The sequence below is a fragment of the Corynebacterium epidermidicanis genome (assembly GCF_001021025.1).
GTDB classification, from domain to species: Bacteria; Actinomycetota; Actinomycetes; order Mycobacteriales; family Mycobacteriaceae; genus Corynebacterium; species Corynebacterium epidermidicanis.
This window is the reverse complement of sequence record NZ_CP011541.1, coordinates 1,738,832-1,762,241: the sequence shown is the minus strand read 5'-3', so window position 1 is coordinate 1,762,241 and position 23,410 is coordinate 1,738,832. Positions and strand designations below refer to the sequence as shown.

At 57.4% G+C, this 23,410-nt stretch carries 20 protein-coding genes; 15 read left to right on the top strand and 5 right to left on the bottom strand.

The window, feature by feature from the left end; all coding sequences use genetic code 11:
- Positions 1-106 precede the first annotated feature (106 nt).
- The 3 genes from CEPID_RS08160 (at position 107) to CEPID_RS08150 (ending at position 2,830) form a co-directional block, all read left to right on the top strand.
- Entirely contained in the window at positions 107-844 is a 738-nt protein-coding gene (locus CEPID_RS08160; protein ID WP_047240551.1) for a lysophospholipid acyltransferase family protein, read from the top strand.
- 8 nt (positions 845-852) lie between these two features.
- Positions 853-1,359 carry a polyadenylate-specific 3'-exoribonuclease AS gene (locus CEPID_RS08155; protein ID WP_047240550.1) on the top strand — a complete coding sequence of 169 codons (507 nt, stop codon included), beginning with the start codon at positions 853-855 and terminating at the stop codon, positions 1,357-1,359.
- Between the two features lie 70 nt (positions 1,360-1,429).
- Positions 1,430-2,830: a class II 3-deoxy-7-phosphoheptulonate synthase gene (locus CEPID_RS08150; RefSeq protein ID WP_047240549.1), complete on the top strand. Its 1,401-nt coding sequence runs from the start codon at positions 1,430-1,432 to the stop codon at positions 2,828-2,830.
- Between the two features lie 6 nt (positions 2,831-2,836).
- Here the strand turns inward: CEPID_RS08150 and CEPID_RS08145 are convergent, their stop codons facing one another.
- Both CEPID_RS08145 and pknB read right to left on the bottom strand, forming a co-directional pair.
- On the bottom strand, positions 2,837-4,009 hold the full coding sequence (locus tag CEPID_RS08145) for a glycosyltransferase 87 family protein (RefSeq protein ID WP_052843454.1): 1,173 nt from the start codon (positions 4,007-4,009) through the stop codon (positions 2,837-2,839).
- The gene (pknB, locus tag CEPID_RS08140) at positions 3,990-6,221 is read right to left on the bottom strand and encodes a Stk1 family PASTA domain-containing Ser/Thr kinase (protein ID WP_047240548.1); all 2,232 of its coding nucleotides are present in this window, start codon (positions 6,219-6,221) and stop codon (positions 3,990-3,992) included. Before pknB ends, CEPID_RS08145 begins: the two co-directional genes overlap by 20 nt.
- 92 nt (positions 6,222-6,313) lie before the next feature.
- Between pknB and CEPID_RS08135 the strand changes: the two genes are divergently transcribed.
- On the top strand, positions 6,314-6,682 hold the full coding sequence (locus CEPID_RS08135; protein WP_047240547.1) for an Rv2175c family DNA-binding protein: 369 nt from the start codon (positions 6,314-6,316) through the stop codon (positions 6,680-6,682).
- 6 nt (positions 6,683-6,688) lie between these two features.
- Here CEPID_RS08135 and CEPID_RS08130 read toward each other — a convergent pair whose 3' ends face one another.
- Both CEPID_RS08130 and CEPID_RS08125 read right to left on the bottom strand, forming a co-directional pair.
- Positions 6,689-8,218 (bottom strand): alpha-(1->6)-mannopyranosyltransferase A, encoded by a 1,530-nt coding sequence (locus CEPID_RS08130; protein ID WP_083984417.1) that lies wholly within the window; start codon positions 8,216-8,218, stop codon positions 6,689-6,691.
- A gap of 10 nt (positions 8,219-8,228) precedes the next feature.
- Positions 8,229-9,320 carry a polyprenyl synthetase family protein gene (locus tag CEPID_RS08125; protein WP_047240546.1) on the bottom strand — a complete coding sequence of 364 codons (1,092 nt, stop codon included), beginning with the start codon at positions 9,318-9,320 and terminating at the stop codon, positions 8,229-8,231.
- 113 nt (positions 9,321-9,433) lie between these two features.
- On the opposite strand from CEPID_RS08125, the gene CEPID_RS08120 reads away from it, so the two are divergent.
- Positions 9,434-10,402 carry a methylenetetrahydrofolate reductase gene (locus CEPID_RS08120; RefSeq protein ID WP_047240545.1) on the top strand — a complete coding sequence of 323 codons (969 nt, stop codon included), beginning with the start codon at positions 9,434-9,436 and terminating at the stop codon, positions 10,400-10,402.
- Here CEPID_RS08120 and CEPID_RS08115 read toward each other — a convergent pair.
- The gene (locus tag CEPID_RS08115; protein WP_047240544.1) at positions 10,399-10,995 is read right to left on the bottom strand and encodes a GNAT family N-acetyltransferase; all 597 of its coding nucleotides are present in this window, start codon (positions 10,993-10,995) and stop codon (positions 10,399-10,401) included. The two genes, CEPID_RS08120 and CEPID_RS08115, sit on opposite strands and share 4 nt — an antisense overlap.
- Before the next feature lie 180 nt (positions 10,996-11,175).
- Here CEPID_RS08115 and CEPID_RS08110 point away from each other — a divergent pair, with 180 nt between their 5' ends.
- The 10 genes from CEPID_RS08110 to murD all read left to right on the top strand — a co-directional run bounded on the left by CEPID_RS08110 (position 11,176) and on the right by murD (position 23,408).
- Positions 11,176-11,604, top strand: a complete 429-nt coding sequence (locus tag CEPID_RS08110; protein WP_047240543.1) for an SAV_6107 family HEPN domain-containing protein — start codon at positions 11,176-11,178, stop codon at positions 11,602-11,604.
- A 142-nt stretch (positions 11,605-11,746) separates the two neighbouring features.
- Positions 11,747-12,157 (top strand): DUF3040 domain-containing protein, encoded by a 411-nt coding sequence (locus tag CEPID_RS08105; protein ID WP_047240542.1) that lies wholly within the window; start codon positions 11,747-11,749, stop codon positions 12,155-12,157.
- A 1,019-nt stretch (positions 12,158-13,176) separates the two neighbouring features.
- Positions 13,177-13,608 carry a division/cell wall cluster transcriptional repressor MraZ gene (gene mraZ / locus CEPID_RS08100; protein WP_047240541.1) on the top strand — a complete coding sequence of 144 codons (432 nt, stop codon included), beginning with the start codon at positions 13,177-13,179 and terminating at the stop codon, positions 13,606-13,608.
- A 185-nt stretch (positions 13,609-13,793) separates the two neighbouring features.
- Positions 13,794-14,798 (top strand): 16S rRNA (cytosine(1402)-N(4))-methyltransferase RsmH, encoded by a 1,005-nt coding sequence (gene rsmH, locus CEPID_RS08095; protein WP_047240540.1) that lies wholly within the window; start codon positions 13,794-13,796, stop codon positions 14,796-14,798.
- Positions 14,795-15,520, top strand: coding sequence for a hypothetical protein (locus CEPID_RS08090; RefSeq protein WP_052843453.1), 726 nt, complete (start codon positions 14,795-14,797; stop codon positions 15,518-15,520). Before rsmH ends, CEPID_RS08090 begins: the two co-directional genes overlap by 4 nt.
- Positions 15,521-15,711: 191 nt before the next feature.
- Positions 15,712-17,616 carry a peptidoglycan D,D-transpeptidase FtsI family protein gene (locus CEPID_RS08085; protein ID WP_047240539.1) on the top strand — a complete coding sequence of 635 codons (1,905 nt, stop codon included), beginning with the start codon at positions 15,712-15,714 and terminating at the stop codon, positions 17,614-17,616.
- Between the two features lie 104 nt (positions 17,617-17,720).
- Positions 17,721-19,220: a UDP-N-acetylmuramoyl-L-alanyl-D-glutamate--2,6-diaminopimelate ligase gene (locus tag CEPID_RS08080; RefSeq protein WP_047240538.1), complete on the top strand. Its 1,500-nt coding sequence runs from the start codon at positions 17,721-17,723 to the stop codon at positions 19,218-19,220.
- Between the two features lie 54 nt (positions 19,221-19,274).
- Complete coding sequence (locus tag CEPID_RS08075) at positions 19,275-20,747, top strand: UDP-N-acetylmuramoyl-tripeptide--D-alanyl-D-alanine ligase (protein ID WP_047240537.1); 1,473 nt, start codon at positions 19,275-19,277, stop codon at positions 20,745-20,747.
- 126 nt (positions 20,748-20,873) lie between these two features.
- Entirely contained in the window at positions 20,874-21,974 is a 1,101-nt protein-coding gene (gene mraY, locus CEPID_RS08070) for a phospho-N-acetylmuramoyl-pentapeptide-transferase (RefSeq protein ID WP_047240536.1), read from the top strand.
- A 6-nt stretch (positions 21,975-21,980) separates the two neighbouring features.
- Positions 21,981-23,408 (top strand): UDP-N-acetylmuramoyl-L-alanine--D-glutamate ligase, encoded by a 1,428-nt coding sequence (gene murD / locus CEPID_RS08065; protein WP_047240535.1) that lies wholly within the window; start codon positions 21,981-21,983, stop codon positions 23,406-23,408.
- The last annotated feature ends 2 nt before the right edge of the window (positions 23,409-23,410 follow it).

Below are 23,410 nucleotides of genomic sequence, written 5' to 3'. Positions count from 1 at the left end.
ATAGTGGGTAGTGGCGTGTGAATTCCCTCGCATGGGGACGTGGCCGTCTAAACTTATAGTTCGTATCTACAATTCATCAGCTGCGAAGAGAAAGCCATCAAAGACGTTGCAAAACAAGTGGTACTGGCTGTTCAAAAACGTACTATTCGGCCCTTTTCTGCGGCTGTATAACCGCCCGACCATATCGGGCAAAGACAATATTCCTAGCACCGGCGGAGTGATCCTAGCTTCCAACCATCAATCCGTGATGGATTCTTTTTATCTCCCGCTGCTGTGTAACCGCCAAATCCAGTTTCCGGCGAAGAAGGAATACTTCGAGGGGACTGGCGCCTGGGGTGCGATACAGCGTTGGTTCTTTAAGTCCGTGGGACAAATTCCGATCGATCGTTCCTCTGGTGATGCAGCGCAAGCAGCTCTTGATGCTGGTACTGCTGTGGTAACCAATGGGGGAGTCTTGGGCATCTATCCAGAGGGGACCCGTTCTCCAGATGGCCGCATCTACCGAGGTAAGACCGGTATGGCTCGAATTGCTATGGCTACTGGTGTCCCGGTTGTACCTGTTGCTATGTTGGGTACTCGTCAGGCAAATCCTATTGGGACATGGATTCCGCGTCCGGTAAAGGTCCGCGTCATTATTGGTGAGGCGATTGATCCGGTAGCTTGGGCTGAGCAGCGCGGACTGGATCCGCAGGAATATCAGACCCAACGCGCCTTCACTGATTTTGTGATTTATGAGCTTGCCCGCCTGACAAACGAAGAATACGTTGATGTTTACGCCGCGGATGTGAAGAAGTCCCTGGCCGCTGGCGCAGGCTACCCGGCGGGAACCGAACCGAAAGAATAGTTGGACAAGTGCGTTATTTCTATGACACCGAATTCATCGAAGATGGTGCCACGATCGAATTGGTGTCGATCGGAATCGTAAGCGAGGACGGTCGCGAATACTATGCAGTGTCCAGCGAATTCGATGGGTCGAAAGCATCGCCCTGGGTCTCGCGCAACGTGCTTGCTCTCCTACCAAACCCCTCTAGTCCGGAATGGAAATCGCTCGCGCGCATCCGTGCCGACCTAGTCGAATTCTTTGCAGCTGGAGGTTCTTCCCCCGAGCTTTGGGCTTGGGTGGGGTGCTATGACCACGTAGTCTTTGCGCAGCTGTGGGGGGATATGACTGGGTTGCCCAAGAACTTCCCGCGATTTACCCGCGAATTGAAGCAGTATTGGGAGTTTGCCGGCAAGCCCCCATTGCCGTCTTCGCCCCCGGGTAGCCATGACGCATTGGTTGATGCCCGCCATAATGTGCAAAAGTTCCGTGCCTGCATGGCTGCGCTACCACTGCATTCGGACAATAGCGTGGTCTAAGCTGACTTGTTTTAACCCCAGGGGCACTATGTGAGCGGGCTCCCCTCACGGAAGTGGTAGTTTGAGGGATGTGAGTTGGACAGTAGATATCCCAGTTAACGAGCTACCGAGCTTGCCACCACTACCTCCTGAGTTGGCGAGCACTTTTGACGACGTCGTTCGTCGTGACGCGAAACAGCAGCCTACCTGGGACGCCGGTCAGTCCATGGCCGTTCGCCGGATCCTGGAAACGGTGCCACCAATCGTGGTACCTCAAGAGGTGCGCGAACTCAAGAAGCTGCTTGCTGATGTCGCCCACGGCAAGGCCTTCCTATTGCAGGGTGGCGACTGCGCCGAGACCTTCGAGTCAAACACCGAACAGCACATTCGAGCTAACATTCGCACTCTGCTGCAGATGGCGGTCGTCTTGACTTACGGTGCGTCCACACCAGTGGTCAAGATGGCACGCATTGCCGGGCAATACGCAAAGCCACGGTCATCCGATCTCGACGCGAACGGGCTGCCAAACTACCGAGGCGACATTGTCAATGGCGTGGAGGCGACACCGGAGGCTCGACGTCACGACCCGGCACGCATGATTCGTGCCTACGCTAACTCTTCCGCAGCCATGAACTTGGTACGTGCGCTCACAAGCTCCGGAACAGCTGATTTGCGACGCCTGCACGAGTGGAACCGGGAGTTCGTACAGAATTCTCCGGCCGGGGCGCGCTACGAAGCACTCGCCCGGGAAATCGAGTCAGGGTTGCGGTTCATGGATGCATGCGGTGTTAACGACCCAGGCCTGCGCACCGCAAACATCTACGCATCCCACGAAGCGCTTTTGGTCGACTATGAACGTGCCATGCTTCGCCTAGCCGATAGTGCAGACGGAAGCGGCCAGGAGCTGTTTGACCTTTCCGCTCATCAGCTGTGGATCGGCGAGCGCACCCGAGGTCTAGAGGACTTCCACGTTAACTTCGCGGCGCTGATTTCCAACCCGATCGGGATTAAGCTCGGACCTGGCGTTACTCCGGAAGAAGCGGTCGCCTACGCAGACAAGCTCGACCCGAATTTTGAGGCCGGCCGGTTGACGATGGTTGTGCGCATGGGGCATGACAAAGTGCGCACGATTCTCCCGGGCATTGTCCAGGCAGTAGAGGCTTCCGGTCACAAGGTGATCTGGCAGTCTGATCCGATGCACGGCAACACGTACACCTCGTCCAATGGTTACAAGACGCGCCACTTCGACAAGGTGATCGACGAGGTCCAGGGCTTCTTCGAAGTTCACCGAGCCCTTGGTACACACCCAGGTGGCGTGCACATTGAGTTCACCGGCGAAAACGTCACCGAATGCCTCGGTGGTGCGGAAGACATCACGGATGTCGATCTTCCGGGACGCTACGAGTCGGCGTGTGACCCACGCCTCAACACCCAGCAGTCCTTGGAGCTTTCCTTCCTGGTTGCTGAAATGCTCCGCAACCAGCGTCGATAAGCCCAATTACATTGGGGGCCGGCCTGCGGTAGTTAACTGGCGGGCCGGCACGCAGATTGCCACCAGCACAGCGACGCCATAGGTTGCGTAGAGAGCACTGGTCCAAGCACCTAAATGAGGTGCGACGGAATGCAGTGCTCCTACCGTGCTCAAGATGAAACCCACCAATCCCAGGAAACGAAGCCGGGGAATCTGGTAGAGAGCTACTGCGACCAGCGGCAGCCACAGCCAGTGGTGAGACCAACTGATGGGGCTGATCAACAGGCCGACGAAACCGACTGCTGCCAGCGAAAGCGGGAAGGCGACACTGGGCGCGGTGCGGAGTACCGCCCGAGACCCGAGATAGGCAAGGACGATCGTCGCTGCCACTGCTAAAAGCCAAGCTTTGCTGGCGGCGCCTTCAGGTAGCTGTGACATTCGAGCTAAAACTCCCCGTAGAGCCAGGTTTTGGTAGTAGCTGAGATCGCCGACACGGTTAGTTTCAATGAGAAGCTTCGTGAAGAACTGCCACGAATCATGTGGTCGAATCAGCGCGGTGCTTAAGGTTGCGACAATGGCGCTTAACAACATGTTGACTGCCCCGCGCCAGTCCCTGCGGGCGATAAACCAGAGCACGAACACCGCTGGGGTGAGCTTAATTGCAGCAGCTAGACCAGAAAAGACCCCGCGGTATTTACTGCCACGTTGAGCGAGCGCAGCATCAGCGACAACGAGCCCAACGAGCACCGCGTTGATCTGGCCGTAGAACAGGGTAGCGGTCATGGGTTGGCTGAGCGCCAAGAGCCCAAAAATCCAACCGGCTGCGTGCGGGCGTGAAATCGCTCTGGACCACCAATAGCTCACGCCAGCGGTAATCAACAAAGAAACGACTGCCATGACTGGGCCAAGTAGCCACGGGGGTAGCAGTGCCATCGGCCCAAAGAGCAGTGCTGCAAAAGGTGGGTAGGTAAATTCCAGCGGACCATTGGCCGTGAGAACTGCACTGGAGTACACCCCGGTATTCGACCAAAATTTCGCCCCGCCACCGGCGTACACGGTGGCGTCGATAAAGTTTCTGGCGTGCAAAGTTGCTGCAGGCAGCTCAATGCGAAAAGTGGCGAGGAAACAAACGACAGCTGCAGCTACCGTGCCGCAGATCCATCCGAGGGTTGTTTTGTTGCTAGAGTGCGCTGAGCTCAATGACCTGATCCGCCGATACTTCCGATTTGCTACGTGGAGTTTGGCGAATAACTCGGTCACCGTCTCGTAGCACAGAAACCGCTAGGCCTTGTTCCTCTAGGATTCTCGTGGCATCAGGAATTGACTTGCCGAGTACATTTGCCACCTTAACCTTACTATTGAGGTGAATTGTCGCCTGAGCATGGTCTGGGTTGACGAGCGCTCCCGGCTCCGGGGCTTGTTTGACCACGAGGTTCTTCTTCTCCCTAGCTTCTGATGATTCCTGAATTGCAACGACGAACCCGGCTTCTTCCAAGACGCGCTTGGCCGCAGTTCGGTCGAGTCCGCTCACGTCCGGCACGGTGAGAGCGTTGGACACCTTCAGCTCTACGTCTGTGCCTCGTGCCACCTTGGTGTGGTTCGCCGGGGTGGAATCGATGACGGTGCCTGCTGCGGAGCGCTCTTGGAATACTCGGTCAACGCCGGATACTCGCAAACCAGCCTTTTCTAGCAACTGTCGTGCTTGCTGTTCGGTGAGGCCTGCCACGACTGGGACTTCGACTGGGGCAGGGCCTTTGCTCAGCGACGCTGTCACTGTGGCGCCTACCGTGACGAACGAGCCAACAGGAGGTGAGGTTGATACCACGCCGCCAACCGGAACATCGTCGGAAAAGGTGGCTTCGCCAAAGCTGAGGTGGAGTCCGCGTTCCTGGAGGAGCTCTCGAAATCGCTGCACATCTCCGTTTGTGGGAAGGACGGGGACCGTGGGACGGCCTTGAGATAGGAGCACCACGACCTGTTGGCTACGTGGTGCTCGTTGCCCAAAAGGGGGATCGGTGCCGATCACACTCCCAGCAGGCATGTCATCTGAGTACGTGGGGCGGATACTACTAACAAATCCCGCCTGTTCCACGGTGGCCGTTGCTGCGTGTTCATCAAGTCCGAGCACCTGGGGTATTTCCCCATATCGCCCAGAGCCAAACCACCAGCCCCCTACAGCGACGGAGGCCAACAGCATGCCGACGACGATCAGCCAGACAATGATCTTGATGGAAGACCGATTACTAATGGGCTTCGGCGGAGGTTCTGGGGCGAAAGAACGCGAAACCGCTGGAGTGCCTGGTTCCGGCGAAATCGCCGACTCCACCCGCGTGTGGAGCTGTTGAAATGATTCTTCAGCTGTCGAAGGCGACGGCGCGGCAGGAAACTGGGCGGTCTGATCAGCAACGCCGCGTGCGGGCGGACCTGATGGCTGAACAGGATGACTAGGGATAACTTTGGTCGAATCAGTGGTGTCGATGAGATCAGTGCGCGCGGCGTCATTGAGGGGTGGCAGCGACACAATTGCGGTGGCGCGGGCAGCGGCGGAGTTGCGCGGTACGGGCACCGTGAATGCGGGAAGATGTTCCGCTGCAGCGACGTCTTCTAGTGCCGCAAGGAAGTCCATAGCGGTAGCGAAACGATCTGCTGGATCTCGGTGGGTGGCGGCGGCCACTAGTTCGTCGAAAAGCGGGGGCACGCCGTCGATCCTGCTGCTCGGGGGAGGGACATCGCGACTCAGTCGTGCCATCGCGTGGCCGAGTTGCGTGTCACCAGAGAAGGGGAGCATACCGGTGAGGAGTTCGAAAAGGACGATGCCGGCCGAGTAGACATCGGTAGCAGCGCTGATGTGTCCGCCGTCGACTTGCTCGGGGGAAAGGTAAGACACCGTGCCGATGATGTGGTCGCTGGTGCGTTCCGATTCAGTAATTGCACGAACCAGCCCAAAATCCGCGAGTTTTACCTGGTGGCTAGAGCTAATTAAGACGTTGTCGGGCTTGATGTCGCGGTGTACGATCCCCAGTCTGTGGGCGGCGGCGAGCCCAGTCAGGATCTCTCGCAAAACCTGTGTTGCTGCGTGCGGTGGCATCGGGCCACGTTCAGCTAGCAGTTCGCGGAGAGTCCCTCCGGTGATGAGCTCCATGATCAAAAAAGCATGGCTGGATGAGGAGGAAAAGTCGTAGACGTTGACGAGGTTGGGATGGTTGAGCTGCGCCATCGAACGGGCTTCGCGTTCGAATCGAGTGCGGAAAATTGGGTCGTCGAGGTAGCGATCATCCATGACTTTGGCTGCCACTTGGCGGCCGAGCCGCAGGTCTACACAGCGATAGACCGTGGACATGCCACCGCGGGCGATCGGGGTGTCGATCCGATAGCGGTTGTCCAGAATGTCGCCTACCTGCACACTACTCATGCAATCAAGTATGGCTGAAAATATGTGGCGATTTCCAACTACCCGACTTGTGCCGTCAGTGTCGGCGAGTAGACAGGGTAAACTGACCGTTTGTGAGATCTCTTCCGAAGTCAACTGATGTATTGCAGCCAGATGAGCCGCTGCTGACTGTGCCCGAGTTCGCTGAAGCGATGGGGGTGGTGGTCACCCGCGTGTTCGACATGTTGGGCAACCATCAACTCATCGCGGTTGAGCACGAAGGTAAAAAGGCTATCCCAGCCCGTTTCCTAGCCGACGATGGGCATGTCATCAAGTTCGTCCCCGGGGTCATCGCATTGCTCTCCGACGGTGGCTTTACCGACGCCGAGATCTTCGACTACCTGTTCACCGAAGATGACACCCTGCCTGGTCGCCCGGTAGACGCGCTGCACGGTCACCTCGCTCGCGAGGTCATGCGTCGCGCCCAATCCATGGGATTCTAGCGTTATTTAGCCCGCCGAATCGTGCTGGGCTGTTGTCGTGAACTGTGGGTTGTTGGCAAAAATAAATCTTGTTAAGACCCAAGCAACGGCGGCTAGTATCAGCATCCATCCGATGTTGTACAGCTGGTGATTACCACTTCCGGTAAAAGAGCCAGCCACGATAATGGACAAGATCACGCTCAGCTTCAACACAGCGGGTGGCAGTCGCAGTGTGCCTATGAAATTGATCAGGCTGGTGTAGTACCAAGGCAAGGTCACGGCGTTGAAAATTACCGCTACGAGGTAAGCTGCCACAATGCCGGTGACTGCTTGTTGCTTTGTCCGCCGGAAAAGCCACCACACGGTCACCAGGCCAAGCAACATGAGTAGTTGGGACAACGGCCTGGTGATGGCGAGCACCTCGTTGTAGGCAAAGTCGTCGTCGAAAAGCTTGCCGATGGGGGTGATGAGGCTTGCGATCAGCGAGGGGAGTGCCAGCGGGTTAATCACCTTGGAATTGCCCGAGATTTGCGAAACCCAACCCCAGGACGCCCCGGAAAGCCAGGTGATCGCGCTGACCACAGTCAGTGAGAGTGCGCTCATCCAGGCACCGGTGAGCACGAAACGTCCGAAAGCACGCACATTACGCTCCGTGGCCGTGCGACCATGCCAGGCCCGTAGCCCCATCCAAACGATGAACGGGAGGGCAAAAACCGCCGTCGCCTTCAACGAGATCGACACCGCGACGGCACACACTGCTAGTACGAAGCGCCCTTTCAAAGCGGCGAGTACGCCCAGGCTCACGAGTCCTACCATGATCGATTCGTTGTGCATCCCGCCGATCAGGTGGAAAATCATTACCGGGTTGGCCACGCACAGCCACTGGGCAAAGGCTTGATCGCTGCCCATTTCGCGGGCGATTTTCGGCACAGACCAAGCGATCATCGCGAAACCAGCAAACGAGACCAGCTTGTAAAGAACAATTCCGAGAGTGATGTTGTCGCCGACGATGCTGGTGATGACATCGCCGATCCACAAGTGCAGCGGGCCGTAAGGCGTGGTGGTATTCCGCCAGTCGTGACTTACCTCTAGCAGCATCGGCCCGGGGTTTACCGCAGCTCCTTGCGAGTAAGGATCGAATCCATCGCGGAGCATAGCCCCCTGCATCAGGTACGAGTAGACGTCGCGAGAAAGCATGGGCGCAGCGAATAGCAGCGGCATCACCCAGCTCAGCAGGGCGCCGTTGACTGCGGTTAGGTCGGCCTGCTTATCTACGACTTTACGGCCCAGTAACACCCAGCAAGCCACTATCAGTGCCAAACCCAGCCAAAACAGAGCGTTCGACAGCCCCGCCCCGTGGCCGTAGGAGAGGAACTCCAAGTCTAAGGTCTTGAGCACGCCGCCACGATTGCGGACGGCACCGGCGCCAAATGATGAGAGCGCCAACACCACCGCAGCTGACGTCCCCAGCCAGGTGATTGTCGCGATTGTTACCCCGTTTTGGTTGGCGGCAGACGCGGGAATCTGCGACGGAGCAGAGTTTATGATTGTGGGCATGGTTGTTAAATCAAGCCCGTCGCTTGGTTGACCTGATTGCGAGGTCGCGCAGGCATTGGGCAATGGGCTGGGGGAGTTCGACATCATCAAGCCGGGCTAGGCCAGTGGTGGTGAGCTCGGTGATGCGCTTTTCCACCACATCTTCTGCGCCGGTGCTGCGAATAATAGCGGCGAGTTCCGTGAGTTCGTGCGGATCCTGGGCAACGCCAACGCCAGCGCGGAGCTGTTTGGCCGCTACTGGGTTGGTCGCGTCGGCGGCTGCAAGTGCTGCAGCGAGCAAGACGGTTCGTTTGCCTTCGCGGATGTCGTCGCCGGCTGGTTTGCCGGTAACTTCTGGGTCTCCGAAGACGCCCAAGAGGTCGTCGCGAAGCTGGTAGGCGATGCCGATGTCGTGGCCATAGGCACGGAAGGCGTCGATCATTGGCTGTGGCGCCTGGCCGATGGCAGCCCCGATGTGTAATGGGCGTTCAATCGTGTAGGCGGCGGTCTTGAAGCGATTGATTTTCTCGGCGATGTCAACGCGTTCGTCGCCGGAGCTTTCCACGCTGATGTCGAGTATCTGACCTGCGATAACCTCAGTCTTCATTGCGGACCATGGTCCGCGCACCCGTTGCAACGCCTCAAGTGAGAGCCCGGACGAGTAGAGCATGTCTTCCGCCCAGGCCAGTGCGATATCGCCAACCAAAATTGCGATTGCTTCGCCAAAATGCTCCGCGGAACCGTGCCATTGTCGCTCGCGGTGCTGAGCTTCGACCCGGCGATGAATGGTGGGGAAGCCGCGTCGGGTGTCAGAGGCATCGATGATGTCGTCGTGAATGAGCGCGCATGCTTGGATGAGCTCAAGTGCAGAAACCGTACGAAGTACCGCAGCTGGGTCTTCATTTGCGATACCAGCGCCGTGGTAGCCGACCCAGGCAAACATCGGGCGCAGGCGCTTGCCTCCGCTGAGGACCATATCTTCTAACAAGGTGATGGCCTGCGTGACCATGGGGTCGATGGCATCCACCGCAGCTCGTTGCTGAGCGAAGAATTCCTCGAGGCATTTTTCGACGGCCGTAGGGAAGGCGTCGAGATTGAGTGTCTCGCTATTTGGGCTGGTCAACTGATGTTTCCTACCTAGCTGTCTAAAAATAAATTAGTAAAACAAACAAAGCTGTCTATTTTTTCGGCGTTTTTGCCACGAAGGCGCACCCTCTATGAATAAGATACCCAGGCATGACAGATTCCCGAGTAATTCCGAACTATCAGCGTCATATCGTTGATGTCCTCTCCCAACCTACCCCCGGTCGGATTCCGTTTTCTGTCGAGTTCATGCCGCCGCGTGACGAAGCCGCAGAGAGGCGCCTGTTCGACGCAGCGCTGGTGTTTAAGGATCTTGGAGTCTCTTTCGTGTCGGTGACCTACGGCGCAGGTGGCTCCACTCGGGATCGCACTTTCCGGGTAGCGCAGCAGCTTGCCCAATACCCGCTGACCACGCTTGTGCACTTGACCCTCGTGGATCACCCTTGCCAGCAACTGCACGATATTCTCTCTACTTACGCCGACGCTGGTCTTACCAACGTGTTGGCGTTGCGTGGCGATCCACCCGGCGACCCGCTCGGCCCCTGGACAAAAACGGCCGACGGTTTGGAGTATGCATCTGAGCTCATCGAGCTCATTCAGCAGCACCCGTCGTGTAGCCGTTTTGAGGTGGGGATCGCTTCATTCCCAGAAGGGCATCACCGTGCAGACTGCCTCGAAACTGATACGTACAACACCCTCCGCAAACTTCGAGCCGGGGCAGCGTATTCTATTACGCAGATGTTTTTCGACGTGGAGCATTTTTTGCGCCTGCGTGACCGCCTGATCGCCGAAGATCCAGAACATGGCGCCAAGCCGATCATTCCCGGAATCATGCCGATCACCAGCGTGCGCGGCATGCAGCGCCAAGTAGATCTCTCTGGGGCATCGGTGCCCGCAGCTTTGCGACGACGCCTCCACGAGGCGGAACCTCATGGCGCGGACTATGTGCGCTCGGTCGGTATTGAATTGAGCACGGAGCTGGCGGAGCGTCTCATCGCGGAAGGGGTTCCCGGCATGCACTTTATGACCCTCAACAACGCACGAGCGACCCAGGAAGTCCTCCACAACTTAGGAATGGCTCCGGCCTGGGGTGTGGACAAGGGGCATGACGCCATCCGCTAGCGCTTATCGACGTGTTCAGTTGCCGATTCGACATGGGGGAAGGGGAGAGTGGCCTGTAGAATCGCGAACTCGCGAGCGTCCCCAGAAAAGACATGGTGGCGTAGCAAGTCCGTGAAACCCAGGCGTCGATAAAGCCCGAAGGCGGCATTGTTTTCTGCCGGGACTTCTGGAGTGGACAGCAGTATTGATGGGTGTCGGGTGGTTTCAGCTAGTCGCAAAAGCAGCTGTCGCCCAATGCCGACACCTTGAGCTTCTGGGTCGACGTGGATCTCGCTGAGTTCGAAATAGTTGCTCAGCGTGCGTCGGTTTTCCGGAGTGTAGGAATTTGCGGAATGAAGACCACGCTGGATTTGGGTATGCCACCAGTTCAGTGGAGTTCCAGAGTGTCCGTAGGCGATCCCAACGATTTCCCGGTTGTCGGTAATGGCAATGATGGCAGCGAAGCCGGGGAGCTGGGTATGTTGCCGCCAGGCGGTTACTCGGGTTTCGAGCAAATCTGGGTCGTAGTGCATGGCGCGAAGGTAGATCTCGACCAGCCGTGGGGCGAGAGTGATGAACTCTATTTTGCTCAGTCGTCGAAATTCAATCTGCACAAATATATCGAATCATGATTGAGGTTGTGGTGTGGGAGCTTTTTACTTTTGGCTGCAATTAAAGGCGGTTCTGATTTTGCCATTCGAACACCTGTTCTAGCTAGTGGGTGTTCGTGTCGACCCCTCCTTCTAGGGTTAAGGGCAACAAAACACATACATCGCACAGAGGACGTGATCCTGATGAATACCGTGGTATCCGCAACAACTCGTTTTGCTCGTCGACCACAAATTAAGCACATCCAGATGATTTCTCGAGCTAGCGTGCTGCTCCGAGATGCATCCTGGGCCTATCGGGCGGGAAACTATTCAGATGCGGTCGAATTTAGTTATCAAGCAGCGCTGCGCACAGCAGGTGCTTATGTTGCAGCCTCCCCCATAGCGAAGCGGAAACGGTTGCCCCGGAGTGCATGGGATCAATTATCGCTCGTTGATGGAGCAGGAAAAGGGTGGGCTCGACAGTTTGCTCGTTTTTCTCAACTGCGTTCTCGGCTGCTCACTGGGCTTGAGGTAGATTTTGAGCCCGTCGATGCCCTCCGATTGCTGAATTTGTCTGAGCAGTTTCTGGACTTCGTGGAGTCGGTTGGGCTTGAAACTACGGTGGCTGCATAGGTGTCTTTGGGGGCGGAGTTAGATTTTTCGAAAAACGGGAACTTTAGGATTAGTCTTGACGTTGAGATGAGTAGTACAAAGTTGAATCCGCGATAGATTCCCAGCTGGACTGAGACTTTCGCCGTAGGGGATGGAGGAAGTTGTGGCGCTTTCTGAACAGGAGCTGCGTGCGCTCAGGGAGATCGAGCAATCTCTCTTGGCTGACGACCCTAAGTTCGGCTCTGCTGTGTCAGGGGTGGAGCACCACGGTGGCGGTGGCTTCACTTTTTCCCTCCAGGCTATTGCGATTTTCGTTCTTGGCCTAGTGGTGTTGATCGGCGGAATTGCTCTGAGCCAAACAAATCTCTGGTTCGTAGCGCTCAGTGTGGTTGGCTTTTTGCTCATGTTTGGCGCAGGTCTGTGGATGATTCGCGCTAATGATGCCAAAACTCCGGCGATTCCTCGGCCTGCAACCCTTGGCTCGAGGCCAGGGCCATCCGCTCCATCAAGTGGCGGTGGATTTACCGACCGGATGGACGAGCGCTTTCGTGGCAGGTTTGATGATCGTTCCTAATTAGCGTTCGGCAACCGCTTAAGCATTCACTCCCGAAAAGAAGGGGTACTTCGCAACTGCGAGGTGCCCCTTCTTTTGTTTCGGGATCGTGTGGGGGCCTTGAAACAGGGGTTAAGTAGAGAAAAGTGTGTCCGGCCGGTGTGTCGCCGGCCGTGCGGGTTTGCTGCACAAGTGCTATGTCGTCGCTTCGGCGTAGTCCGACTACGTAGAGCAGCGTTTTTTAATGAATAAAATCCCACAGCGGTAGTCCGACTACACCGAAGGGACGACATCGAGCGGGCTACGACTCTCAGACAACAGTAAATACTGGCTTCAGGCCGACAACGTTGCGGAAATCATGAATGACAGAAGGTTAAGCAAAGAACAGTGTGACCGTTGATGCGGTCATCTCGCTCGTTATAGCCAGGCAAGCCCGCCAAGTCGTTTCGATTAAACCAGTCTCGGCAGCGGAACTGCGCGTCCGGGCTGCAAGGGTGCCCGGACGGTTGGGCTTCACTAGCGCGTCCCAGGGGTATGGCGCTGCGTTCAGTGGTGCGGAATGGAAGAAGTACTGCCGTTTGCAATCTTTGCCCCACTTCCCACCACCAGCACACCCCACTTTGCCCCACCAACTTAAATGATCTAAGTTGACTCGCGCACTTTACCTGCGGAAATGAAGCGTTCGGAACGTTGGGGCTGTGCTGTGCCTACGTATCACCCTGCTGACTATTGGGGTGGGTGTGCTTCAAAGTGGCCAAAGATGCAGGTTTGTCTTTAAAGTTTCCCCACTTAATTTTTACGTCTTGACCTGCAGATACTTGGACAGGATGTGGAAAAAGTTTATGTCTGGGGGTTGTAGGTGGGGGAAAGTGGGGTATTGTGGGTGTCGGTGGAAGGTATTGGTGTCTCGATGTGCGGATTGGCAGCCGAAAGGAGCTAAAACAAGCGTCGGGCGTCTATCGCTAGAAACCGACCAAAACCAAAAAAGAAACACTCAACGACTTTTTCCAAGTGATGGCTAGTGAAAGGTGGGTCCAGGAATGTTTCTTGGTACCTACACGCCAAAACTGGATGACAAGGGTCGATTGACTCTGCCGGCGAAATTTCGTGAGGAATTAGCTGGAGGGTTGATGATCACCAAGGGGCAAGACCACTCGTTGGCCGTGTACCCGAAGGCGGAGTTTGAGGAACGGGCTCGCAAAGCCGCATTGGTCTCTCGAACCAATCCGGAAGCGCGCGCATTTATTCGTAACTTGGCAGCAAGTGCGGATGAACAGCGTCCCGATGGACAAGGGCGAATTACCTTGTCTGCCCCTCATCGCACATACGCCGGGTTGACCAAAGAATGTGTCGTGATTGGTTCGGTCGATTTTCTAGAGATCTGGGACGCAGAGGCATGGGCCAACTACCAAGCGGAAACTGAAGCTGCTTACTCCGCCGGCGAAGACGACGTCTTGGGTGGATTGCTTTAGTCCAAACGCAACAGCGCTCAGCTGCGGAGTTTGTGTGTATAAGGACTCCGCTCGAGTGGTTGATTGTTCTGGTGTACTTCCCCGACATCAGAGCCGTCCCATTCGAGCGGAGCCCTATACACACTAGGTCGCAGGCACGCACTAGTCGGTAACGCAATGCAGGAAAAAGGGGGAGGTGCCCGCACATGACCACGAACGAACACGGACACATCCCAGTGATGCGTGACCGGATGGCGCAATTGCTCCAACCGGCCGTCGACAAGCTTGGCGAGCAAGCAGTCATCGTTGACGGGACGTTGGGTGCCGGTGGGCACACCGAATATTTCCTGCAGCAGTTCCCCAAGGCAAGTGTGATCGGTATTGATCGCGACGCGCAGGCGCTTGCCGATGCCACCCGCCGGTTGGCTGCTTTCCCGGGTCGATTCGTAGGAGTTCATACCCGGTTCGACGGACTGGGTGAGGCAATTGATGCTGGTGAAGGTGAGATTTTTGATAAGGTACGCGCAGCGGGAGTGGCCGGCGCGCTCTTTGACCTGGGTGTTTCCTCGATGCAACTTGATCAGGCCGAGCGCGGATTCGCCTACAAGGTAGACGCTCCATTGGATATGCGCATGGACCCGTCGCGGGGCATTACCGCAGCGGACGTGCTGAACACTTACTCCCACGGCGAGTTGGCACATGTGCTCAAAGCCTATGGCGACGAGCGCTTCGCGGGGAAAATCGCCTCGGCAGTGCTTCGGGAACGGGAAAAGGAACCGTTTAAGAATTCGGCGCGTCTGGTGGAGCTGCTATATGCAACTATTCCGGCCGCTACCCGTCGAACCGGCGGGCACCCAGCAAAGCGGACCTTCCAGGCCCTGCGTGTGGAAGTCAACGGTGAGCTCGACGCACTGGCCAACGTGATTCCAGTTATCTGCGATCGTTTGGCGCTTGGTGGTCGTGTGGTCTTCATGAGTTACCAGTCCTTGGAAGACAAGATCGTCAAGAAGGCATTGGCGCAGTTGACGACCTCAAAGACCCCGCAAGGACTACCGATGGACCTCCCGGGCACCGCAGCCGAATTCCGGCTGGTGACCCGTGGTGCCGAAACCGCTTCCGAACAAGAAATTGACGACAACCCCCGGGCCGCACCCGTGCGTGTGCGCGCGGCCGAACGAATCGCTACAGCGGACGGAGAGGAAAACTCATGAGCATCACCACCCCGCCACGAAACGAATCGCGACGCGCACACACCCTGCTGCTCGATCGCCCGCAACGCACACCGCGCCGGACGGAGCCAGTCCGCAGCGAACCATTCGCCCGCCCACAGCGCAGCACAGGCCTTGGTCAGCCGACCCGCAAGAACCGCCTGCAAAAAACCCTCGGGTCAAAGCAGGTCGTCTCCGTCCGCGGACGTCGCGTTGAGCAGCACAAAGCGGACCCGGAGCGCGTCAAGCTCGTTGTAGCGGTATCGATTTGTCTGGCGGCTATCGTCGCAGCCGCGATGCTCCTGTCCGGCCGGACCACGGAACAAGCCTTCGAGCTGCAGAAACTGACCGCGCAGGAAACTCAGTTGAACAACCAGCTGGAAACCTTGAATCGTGATGTGGAGGCCGCCAAGGCCTCAGCCGAGATCACCCGACGCGCCGCTGACAAGAAAATGGTAGTGCCAGATCAGCCGGGCGTACTCGTGGTGGAAAATAATGGCGAGATTACGGAGCAGCGTCCAAGTAAACCAGAAGCCACCCGGCCTATTATTGACGTCAACGGTGCGCAAGTTCGGCCCGACGTGGCCTCCAGCAATCCGAAGGAAACCAGGGAAGTAACCAACAACGTCAATTCCATCCCACAGCCTAGCGGCCCCGAGGTAGCGCCATATCAACCTCGAGTTCGCGCAAACCAAGCTAGTGGAATGGGGCAAGGAGCTCAATGACCCCGCCCCGTAAAGGCCGGTCACAAGGGGGACCACGCTCAGGTGCGAGAAGAGGCTACTCTTCTCGCGATTTGTCTTCCGCGCATCTCCTCGATGCACCTGGCAGCCCGACGCCAAGAAATGAACGTCGACAAGCGCCAGGGGCAGCACCCCAAGCTCGCAGCCAGGCACTTCGCCAACCAGGACCATCTATGCGTCCTGACGGCCCGGCAGTGCCAAAGACTTCCCGGGAAAAGAAGCGCTTCAAATTTGCCCGTGGTCTCGCTGTTGCAGCCTCAATTGCCCTTGTTGCCCGCTTAGGCTGGGTGCAAGTGGTGTGGGGGCCGGAGTTCTCGGCGAAAGCTCAAGAACAACGCGCCCGCGTGTACGTGGACCCCGCACGTCGCGGAGAGATCACGGATCGAAACGGTAGCCCTTTGGCATACACCATGCAGGCTCGATCGCTGACCGTGTCACCACAGCGGCTGCGCATGGAAATCAAAGAACGAGCTCGGCAACAGCTCGCGATCGACGGCAAGCTCGCGGCCATCCCACAGGAGCAACGCGACGCCGTGCTTGAACAAATGCTGCAGGACAAACTCGAGGAGATGGCGCAGGAGATCCCCAAGGCCATCGAAGCTGCCGGTGCGTCCCGAAGCAAAGTCAATTCAGACGACCTGAAAACAAAACTGCGAGCAGACACGCACTACGAGGTACTCGTGCGCAATGTCGACCCGGATGTGGCAGCGGACGTAGCCAAGCGATTCCCCGGGGTAGCAGCCGATCATCAAGATATAAGGCAGTACCCCAACGGTGCGGTCGGCGAAAATGTGGTTGGCAAGATCTCCATGGACGGCGAAGGCCAGTTTGGCCTCGAAGCTGCCCAAGACGCCCTGCTCGCAGGTGTCGACGGTCGAGTCACCCAAGACGTCTCCGCCAATGGTCAGGCTATCCCGGGCACGCTTCGCGACGACATCCCGGTCACCAACGGTGCTGGCATTGAACTCACCCTCGACCTCAATCTGCAGACTTATGTCCAGCAACAACTGGAGCAGGCAAAGGCAAATTCCAAAGCTAAGAGTGCTGCTGCAGTGGTGCTCGATGCTAAGACAGGAGAAGTCTTAGCGATGGCTAATACTGATACTGTCGACCCGACCGGGGATGTTTCAAAGCAAGTAGAACGAGGCAAGAGCTTTGATAACCCGGCTGTCACACACCCCTTCGAACCCGGTTCGGTAGCAAAGATTATCACCGCAGCTGCCGCGATTGAAGGGAAGCTGACCACCCCGGACGAAGTGCTACAAGTGCCTGGGTCTATCAACATGTCGGGCGTTAATGTTCGGGACGCCTGGAGCCACGGGACCGTCGGATACACCACCACCGGTGTATTCGGAAAATCCTCCAACGTGGGCACGTTGATGCTTGCCCAGCGCGTGGGAGAGGATACCTTCGCAAGCTATCTGGAAAAGTTTGGCATTGGCAAAGCCACTGGCATTGAGCTGCCAAGTGAGACCCAGGGGCTCTTGCCGGCTCGATCCCAATGGTCCGGAGGCACATTTGCCAACCTTCCGATCGGTCAAGGTATGTCGATGTCCTTGCTGCAAATGACGAGCATTTACCAAACGCTGGCCAACGGAGGTACCCGGATCGAACCACGCATCATCAAGAAGGTAACCGGTCCAGATGGTGGCGAACTACGCCAGCCTGAACCGCAGAAGACGCAGGTAGTGAGCCCCGAGACTGCGCGGACTGTCGTCGATATGTTCCGCAGTGTGACCCAAAAGGACCCAACCGGCGTGCAAAGTGGTACTGGTGCCGGAGCGGGCATCGAAGGCTACCAAGTTTCTGGAAAGACCGGTACCGCGCAAAAAGTGGATCCGGTTACTCAGGCGTACTCCAATGACAAGTATTGGATTACCTTCGCGGGCATCGCACCTGCCGACAACCCACGATTCGTCATTGGCATCGTCCTCGACGAACCGCAACGTGGCGTACACGGCGAGGGCGGACAGTCTGCCGCGCCGCTGTTCCACGACATTGGTGCTTGGCTGTTGAACCGTGACAATGTTCCGCTCTCACCGCCACAAGAGGGACAACTCGTACTCCAAGCTAACTAGTGGCTAGCCAACAAGAAAATTTCATACGCCATCGCAACAAGGCCAAAAATGGTTGCTATAACTGCAGGATTCACCACCCCAGCTTTCACACTAAGGAAGACACCATGACTCTTACCCTCAACGAACTTATCGACATTTCAGGTGGCACCTTGGTTGGGCAACCCCAAGAGCTCACCTTCGACCACATCACGCTCAATTCCAAAGAATTACGCCCAGGGTCACTGTTCGCAGCTCTTCCCGGGTTGCATGCTCACGGTGCACGCTTTGCCGCTGGTTCGCAAGCTGCGGCTATTCTCACCGATGAGGCGGGAGCTCAGCTGTTGGCGGAAGGCCATGAAGTCCGGCCTGTAGTCGTGGTGGAGGATATTCGGGCGATCCTCGGCAAAGTTTCTGCGGAAGTCTTCGGCAATCCCTCGAAGCAACTCACCATAATCGGGGTGACCGGTACATCGGGCAAAACGACCACCACCTACTTGCTTGAGGCAGGATTGATTGCTGAAGGGCACACAGTCGGTTTGATTGGAACCACCGGCACTCGCATCGACGGCGTCCCAGTACCAACGAGCCTCACCACCCCGGAAGCGCCGAAGCTTCAAGAGCTGTTCCAACTTATGGTGGAAAAAGGGGTCAGCCACGTTGTTATGGAAGTCTCTAGCCATGCAATTTCGCTCGGCCGAATCACTGGCACCCGGTTTGCCGCCGGAGGTTTCACCAACCTTTCCCAAGACCACCTAGATTTTCACGCGACCATGGAAGAGTACTTCCAAGCAAAAGCTGGTTTCTTCGCCACTGGTTCGCAGACACGCGCCGAAACGGCGGTCATCATGATCGACGACGACTGGGGTCAAAAAATGGCTGCGATCGCCGGTACCGATGCCATCACCGTTTCCACCACCGGTCAACCGGCAGCTATCACCGCAGGGGAAGTCAGCGTTGATGCAGCTGGGGTGCAGAACTTTACCGTGACCGTTCGTGGCGAGAGCTTCCCGGTCACCCTCACCCTTCCTGGCCAATTCAATGTAGCTAATGCGACGCTGGCTATCGCCCTGGCGGCTGAAACCGGCAGCGATCTCAGCCGATTCATCAGTGGGATCGCCAACGTTGGGGTCCCGGGGCGCATGGAGCGTATCGACGAAGGGCAGGGCTTTCTCGCAGTAGTGGACTATGCCCACAAGCCGGCTGCGGTCGCCGCCGTCCTTGATTCTGTGCGCAGCCAAATTAACGGGCGACTGGGCGTTGTCCTTGGTGCAGGTGGAGATCGCGACCCACTCAAGCGGCCCCTCATGGGAGCCGCTGCCGTGGAGCGGGCCGATTTTGTGGTGATTACCGATGACAACCCACGCTCGGAAGACCCTGCCACCATTCGCGCCGCCGTCATGGAAGGTGCCACTAAAGCTAGCGCAGATATGGCACATGCCCCCGAGCTTCATGAAATTGGCGATCGTGGTCAAGCAATTATCGCCGCTGTCGAGTGGGCACAACCAGGTGATGCCATAATTGTGGCAGGAAAAGGTCACGAGAACGGGCAATTGATTGCGGGCGTCAATCATCCTTTTGATGACCGTGAACATGTCCGGGCCGCTTTAAAGAATCGGCAATCCTAGCTCCAGACGCATCCTCCGGGGTGCTCGTTAATCCAGAAAGATCCTTAACACGTCATGATCCGGCTAACACTCACCGAAATTGCTCAGGCTGTCGACGGTCAGCTCATCGACGGTGCAGTTCCCGAGGCCACCGTTGACTCAACTGTCGAGTTTGACTCACGGAAAATTACGCCCGGGGCGCTTTTCGTGGCGTTGCCAGGACAACGCGTGGACGGACATGACTTCGTCGCCGGGGCAATTGAACAAGGCGCGGTTGCCGCGCTCGTCGCTCGCTCGGTAGGACAACCTGCGGTTCTGGTTCCGCCTGCAACTCCTACCGAGGCCCAAGCGCAGACCTATGCTTTCGCCCATGATGCGACCGGGGCGACGGCAGCCGTATTGCAGGCAATGAGTAAGTTGGCGCGGTATGTCGTCGATAAGTGCACGGCTGCTGGCCTGAAAGTGGTGGGGGTGACCGGTTCGGCGGGTAAAACCTCAACGAAGGACCTGCTGGCTACAACCCTGCGTGTGGCCGGGGAGACGGTTGCGCCTCCGGGATCGTTCAACAATGAGATCGGACACCCGTACACGGCGCTTCGATGCACCGAGGACACTGAGTTTTTGGTTGCGGAGATGTCGGCACGCGGCATTGGCCATATCGCTCATCTCGCCGAGATCGCTCCGCCGCATATCGGTGTGGTGCTCAACGTGGGATCGGCACACTTGGGTGAGTTCGGCTCGCGGGCCAATATCGCGCAAGCCAAGGGCGAGTTGGTGGCTGCCCTACCAGCCGAAGGTTTAGCGGTATTAAATGCTGACGACGACTTGGTGTCCGCGATGGCGGATCGCACGGCAGCTCGGGTGGTGACGTTTTCCACTCGCCGTCGCGCGGACTACTATGCCACCAACATTCGCTTGGATGAGGTGGCAAGGGCAAGTTTTGTGCTTCACACGCCTGGGGAAGAAGTCGGGCACCCGGTCAGCCTGCAAGTGTTCGGTGAACACCAGGTGTCTAATGCGCTGGCTGCTGCTGCGGTCGGCGTCGAAGCTGGCCTAACCCCAGCGCAAGTGGCTGCGGCAATCTCGTCGCATCGTAATGCTTCAGCCAACCGCATGGACGTGCAGACCAGGGCCGATGGAGTAACGGTCATTAACGACTCCTACAACGCTAATCCGGATTCCATGCGAGCGGGAATTGCGGCACTGAGCTTCACTGCGCACGGTCGGCCCGAAGTGAAAAGCTGGGCAGTGCTCGGGGCAATGGCTGAGCTTGGCGATGAGGCGATCGCCGAGCATGAAGCGCTGGCAGATGTACTGGTCACGATGCGTATCGACAATCTCGTGGTGGTCGGCTCGGATGTGAACAGCCATGCGCTGGCCACGGCTGCCGAGCGCTGCGGGATCGACACCATGGTGGCTGATTCGGCCGACGCCGCAATCAACATCGTGGACCAAGGTCTGGGTAGAGGCGATGTGGTGCTGGTGAAAGCTTCCAATTCAGCGGGGCTCTGGCGAGTCGCAGAGGGATTGCTTGCGCCAAAAGGCTGATGTCGAACCCAGCGCAAGCCCAAGCTGCGCATAGATTTGAACTGGTGCCTGATCGGCACGCATACTTAGATACTTATTAAAATTTTTCAGATGGCCAAGCGGTTGGCTAAGGAGAAGTAGGCTTTCGTGACTCAGATAATCATCGGCGGAGTGGTGAGCTTTATTGTCGCCATATTTCTGACGCCCTTGCTCATCCGTTTCTTCAGTGCGGAGGGGCTCGGCCAAGAAATCCGCGAAGACGGACCGCGGTCACACCTGCGCAAGCGAGGTACCCCAACTATGGGTGGCATCGCGATCATTGCTGGCATTGTGCTGGGGTATCTAGTCTCCGGGCTTTACGCGATCTCCTCCGGGAAGGAAGCTTTCACCGCTTCGGGGCTCATTGTCCTCGGCTTGACGGTCGCGCTAGGCGGGCTCGGTTTTGCCGATGACTACATCAAGCTCGCGATGGGAAGAAACCTGGGGCTGAACAAGAAAGCAAAGCTCATCGGCCAGTTAGCTGTCGCGTTGTTGTTCGGCTGGGCATTGCTGAGCTTCGAAGATGAAAACGGATTGAAGCCAGGCTCGACTCAACTATCTTTCGTGCGAGACTTTGACACATTCGACATCGCCGTGGGGGGAGGAGTGTTTGGCACGATCCTTTTCCTGATTTTTATCTACATTCTGCTTTCCGCATGGTCGAACGCCGTCAACCTCACCGATGGACTAGACGGCCTCGCAGCGGGATCTACCGCAATGGTGATGGGTGCGTACACCATGATCACTTTCTGGCAGTTTCGTAACTCCTGCGATGTCACCGTGGAGCCAGGCTGCTTCTCCGTCCGGGATCCATTGGAGCTGGCTGTTTTGGCCGCCACCGGTTTAGGTGCTTGCCTTGGCTTTTTGTGGTGGAATGCTGCTCCTGCGAAAATCTTCATGGGAGACACTGGTTCGCTTGCGTTGGGCGGAATGGTCGCGGGACTTTCGGTCGTATCGCGTACCGAGCTACTCATGATTGTCATCGGTGCGCTGTTCGTCATTGAGGCTGCTTCGGTGGTTATCCAAGTGGTTGTGTTCCGAACTCGTGGCACTCGCTTCTTCCGGATGGCCCCATTCCATCACCATTTCGAAAACGGCGGCTGGGCCGAGACGACGGTAGTGATCCGTTTCTGGTTGCTATCCGCTATGGCGTGCATCGCAGGTCTGGCGTTGTTTTACAATGACTGGCTCGGCTCAGCAGGGGTGTAACACACAATGACTTACAATTCTTCCCCCGAACTTCCCGTCGAGCTTCGAGGCACAGTGCTGGTCGCAGGGGCCGGAGTGTCCGGTCTGGGCTGCGTGCGAATGCTGTCCGACCTTGGAGTAGCTGTCGTCGTCGCCGATGATAATGACACCGCGCGGCTACGCATCGCCGAAGCCTTCGGCACAGCACACCTGAGCGTTTCCCGCGCGCGGCAGCAACTCCAAGACTTTAGTGCTGTTGTCACCTCTCCCGGTTGGCGCCCGGACTCCCCGCTGCTTGTCGACGCCTCCACGGCTGGTCTACCCGTCATCGGCGACGTCGAATTAGCTTGGAGGCTCGACCGGGCCGGCGTATTTGGCGAGCCACATACTTGGGTAGTGGTAACTGGCACGAACGGCAAAACCACAACAACCGCGATGACCACGGCAATGCTGCAGGCAGGTGGACTACGCGCTGCCTCAGTAGGCAACATCGGGGTGGCGGTAGGTGATGCATTGGCTGCAACTGAACGCATTGACATTTTGGTAGCTGAACTGTCGAGCTTCCAGCTGCATTGGTCGGATTCCCTGCGTCCAGCGGTAGGGGCGTTGCTCAACATCGCCGAGGATCACATTGACTGGCACGGGTCGATGCTGGAATACGCCGCGGCGAAAGCCAAGGCGCTGCTCGGCCACGTGGCTGTGGTCGGAGTCGATGATGCTTATGTCGTAGACCAACTCGATAGGTTGGTGGCTGAAGGCCACCTAGCAGAAACCAAGGTCGTCGGCTTCACCCTCAATGAGCCACAAGCTGGTCAGATCGGGATTTCCGAGGGACAGATCGTGGATAGGGCCTTCGCTGAAGGTCTTATTATTGCGCCTGCTACGGGGATTTCCCCAGCTGGCCCGGCTGGGCAGCTCGATGCGCTGGCAGCAACAGCGATGGCGCGCGCGTGTGGGGTCGACGCCGAAGAAATCGCTGCGGGGCTCAGTAAGTTCGAGGTGTCTGGGCATCGCGGTCAAGTGGTCCACACGTTCCGTGGCGCGCAGTTTGTGGATAACTCTAAGGCGACTAATCCGCATGCTGCAGAGGCTGCATTAAGCGGGCTGGAGTCGGTGATCTGGGTGGCCGGTGGCCAACTCAAAGGCGCGGAAGTGCACGAATTGGTGTGCAAGCACGCGGGGAATATGAAAGCAGCGGTGCTGTTGGGGGTCGATCGACAACAGTTCGCGGATGCGTTGCGCGAGGTTCGACCAAGTCTGCCTGTCTATCTCATCGATGCCACGGATCCAGCGGAAGCGATGGCAGCGGCTGTTTCGCAGGCGGGTCAGCACTTAACTGCGGGCGATGTCGTGTTGCTCGCCCCAGCTGCGGCTTCGCTCGATATGTTTAGTGGCATGGGGCAGCGAGGCGACATGTTCGCCGAAGCAGCTCGAGCACAGTTTGTCGAAGAATAGGG

Excerpts from the sequence above, each read along its gene's own strand:
- CEPID_RS08085 (WP_047240539.1), top strand. The coding sequence starts at position 15,712 with ATGCGTCCTGACGGCCCGGCAGTGCCAAAGACTTCCCGGGAAAAGAAG.
- rsmH (WP_047240540.1), top strand. The coding sequence starts at position 13,794 with ATGACCACGAACGAACACGGACACATCCCAGTGATGCGTGACCGGATG.
- mraZ (WP_047240541.1), top strand. The coding sequence starts at position 13,177 with ATGTTTCTTGGTACCTACACGCCAAAACTGGATGACAAGGGTCGATTG.
- CEPID_RS08080 (WP_047240538.1), top strand. The coding sequence starts at position 17,721 with ATGACTCTTACCCTCAACGAACTTATCGACATTTCAGGTGGCACCTTG.
- murD (WP_047240535.1), top strand. The coding sequence starts at position 21,981 with ATGACTTACAATTCTTCCCCCGAACTTCCCGTCGAGCTTCGAGGCACA.
- pknB (WP_047240548.1), bottom strand. The coding sequence starts at position 6,221 with ATGAGTAGTGTGCAGGTAGGCGACATTCTGGACAACCGCTATCGGATC.
- CEPID_RS08075 (WP_047240537.1), top strand. The coding sequence starts at position 19,275 with ATGATCCGGCTAACACTCACCGAAATTGCTCAGGCTGTCGACGGTCAG.
- CEPID_RS08110 (WP_047240543.1), top strand. The coding sequence starts at position 11,176 with ATGAATACCGTGGTATCCGCAACAACTCGTTTTGCTCGTCGACCACAA.
- CEPID_RS08130 (WP_083984417.1), bottom strand. The coding sequence starts at position 8,218 with ATGCCCACAATCATAAACTCTGCTCCGTCGCAGATTCCCGCGTCTGCC.
- CEPID_RS08090 (WP_052843453.1), top strand. The coding sequence starts at position 14,795 with ATGAGCATCACCACCCCGCCACGAAACGAATCGCGACGCGCACACACC.
- CEPID_RS08120 (WP_047240545.1), top strand. The coding sequence starts at position 9,434 with ATGACAGATTCCCGAGTAATTCCGAACTATCAGCGTCATATCGTTGAT.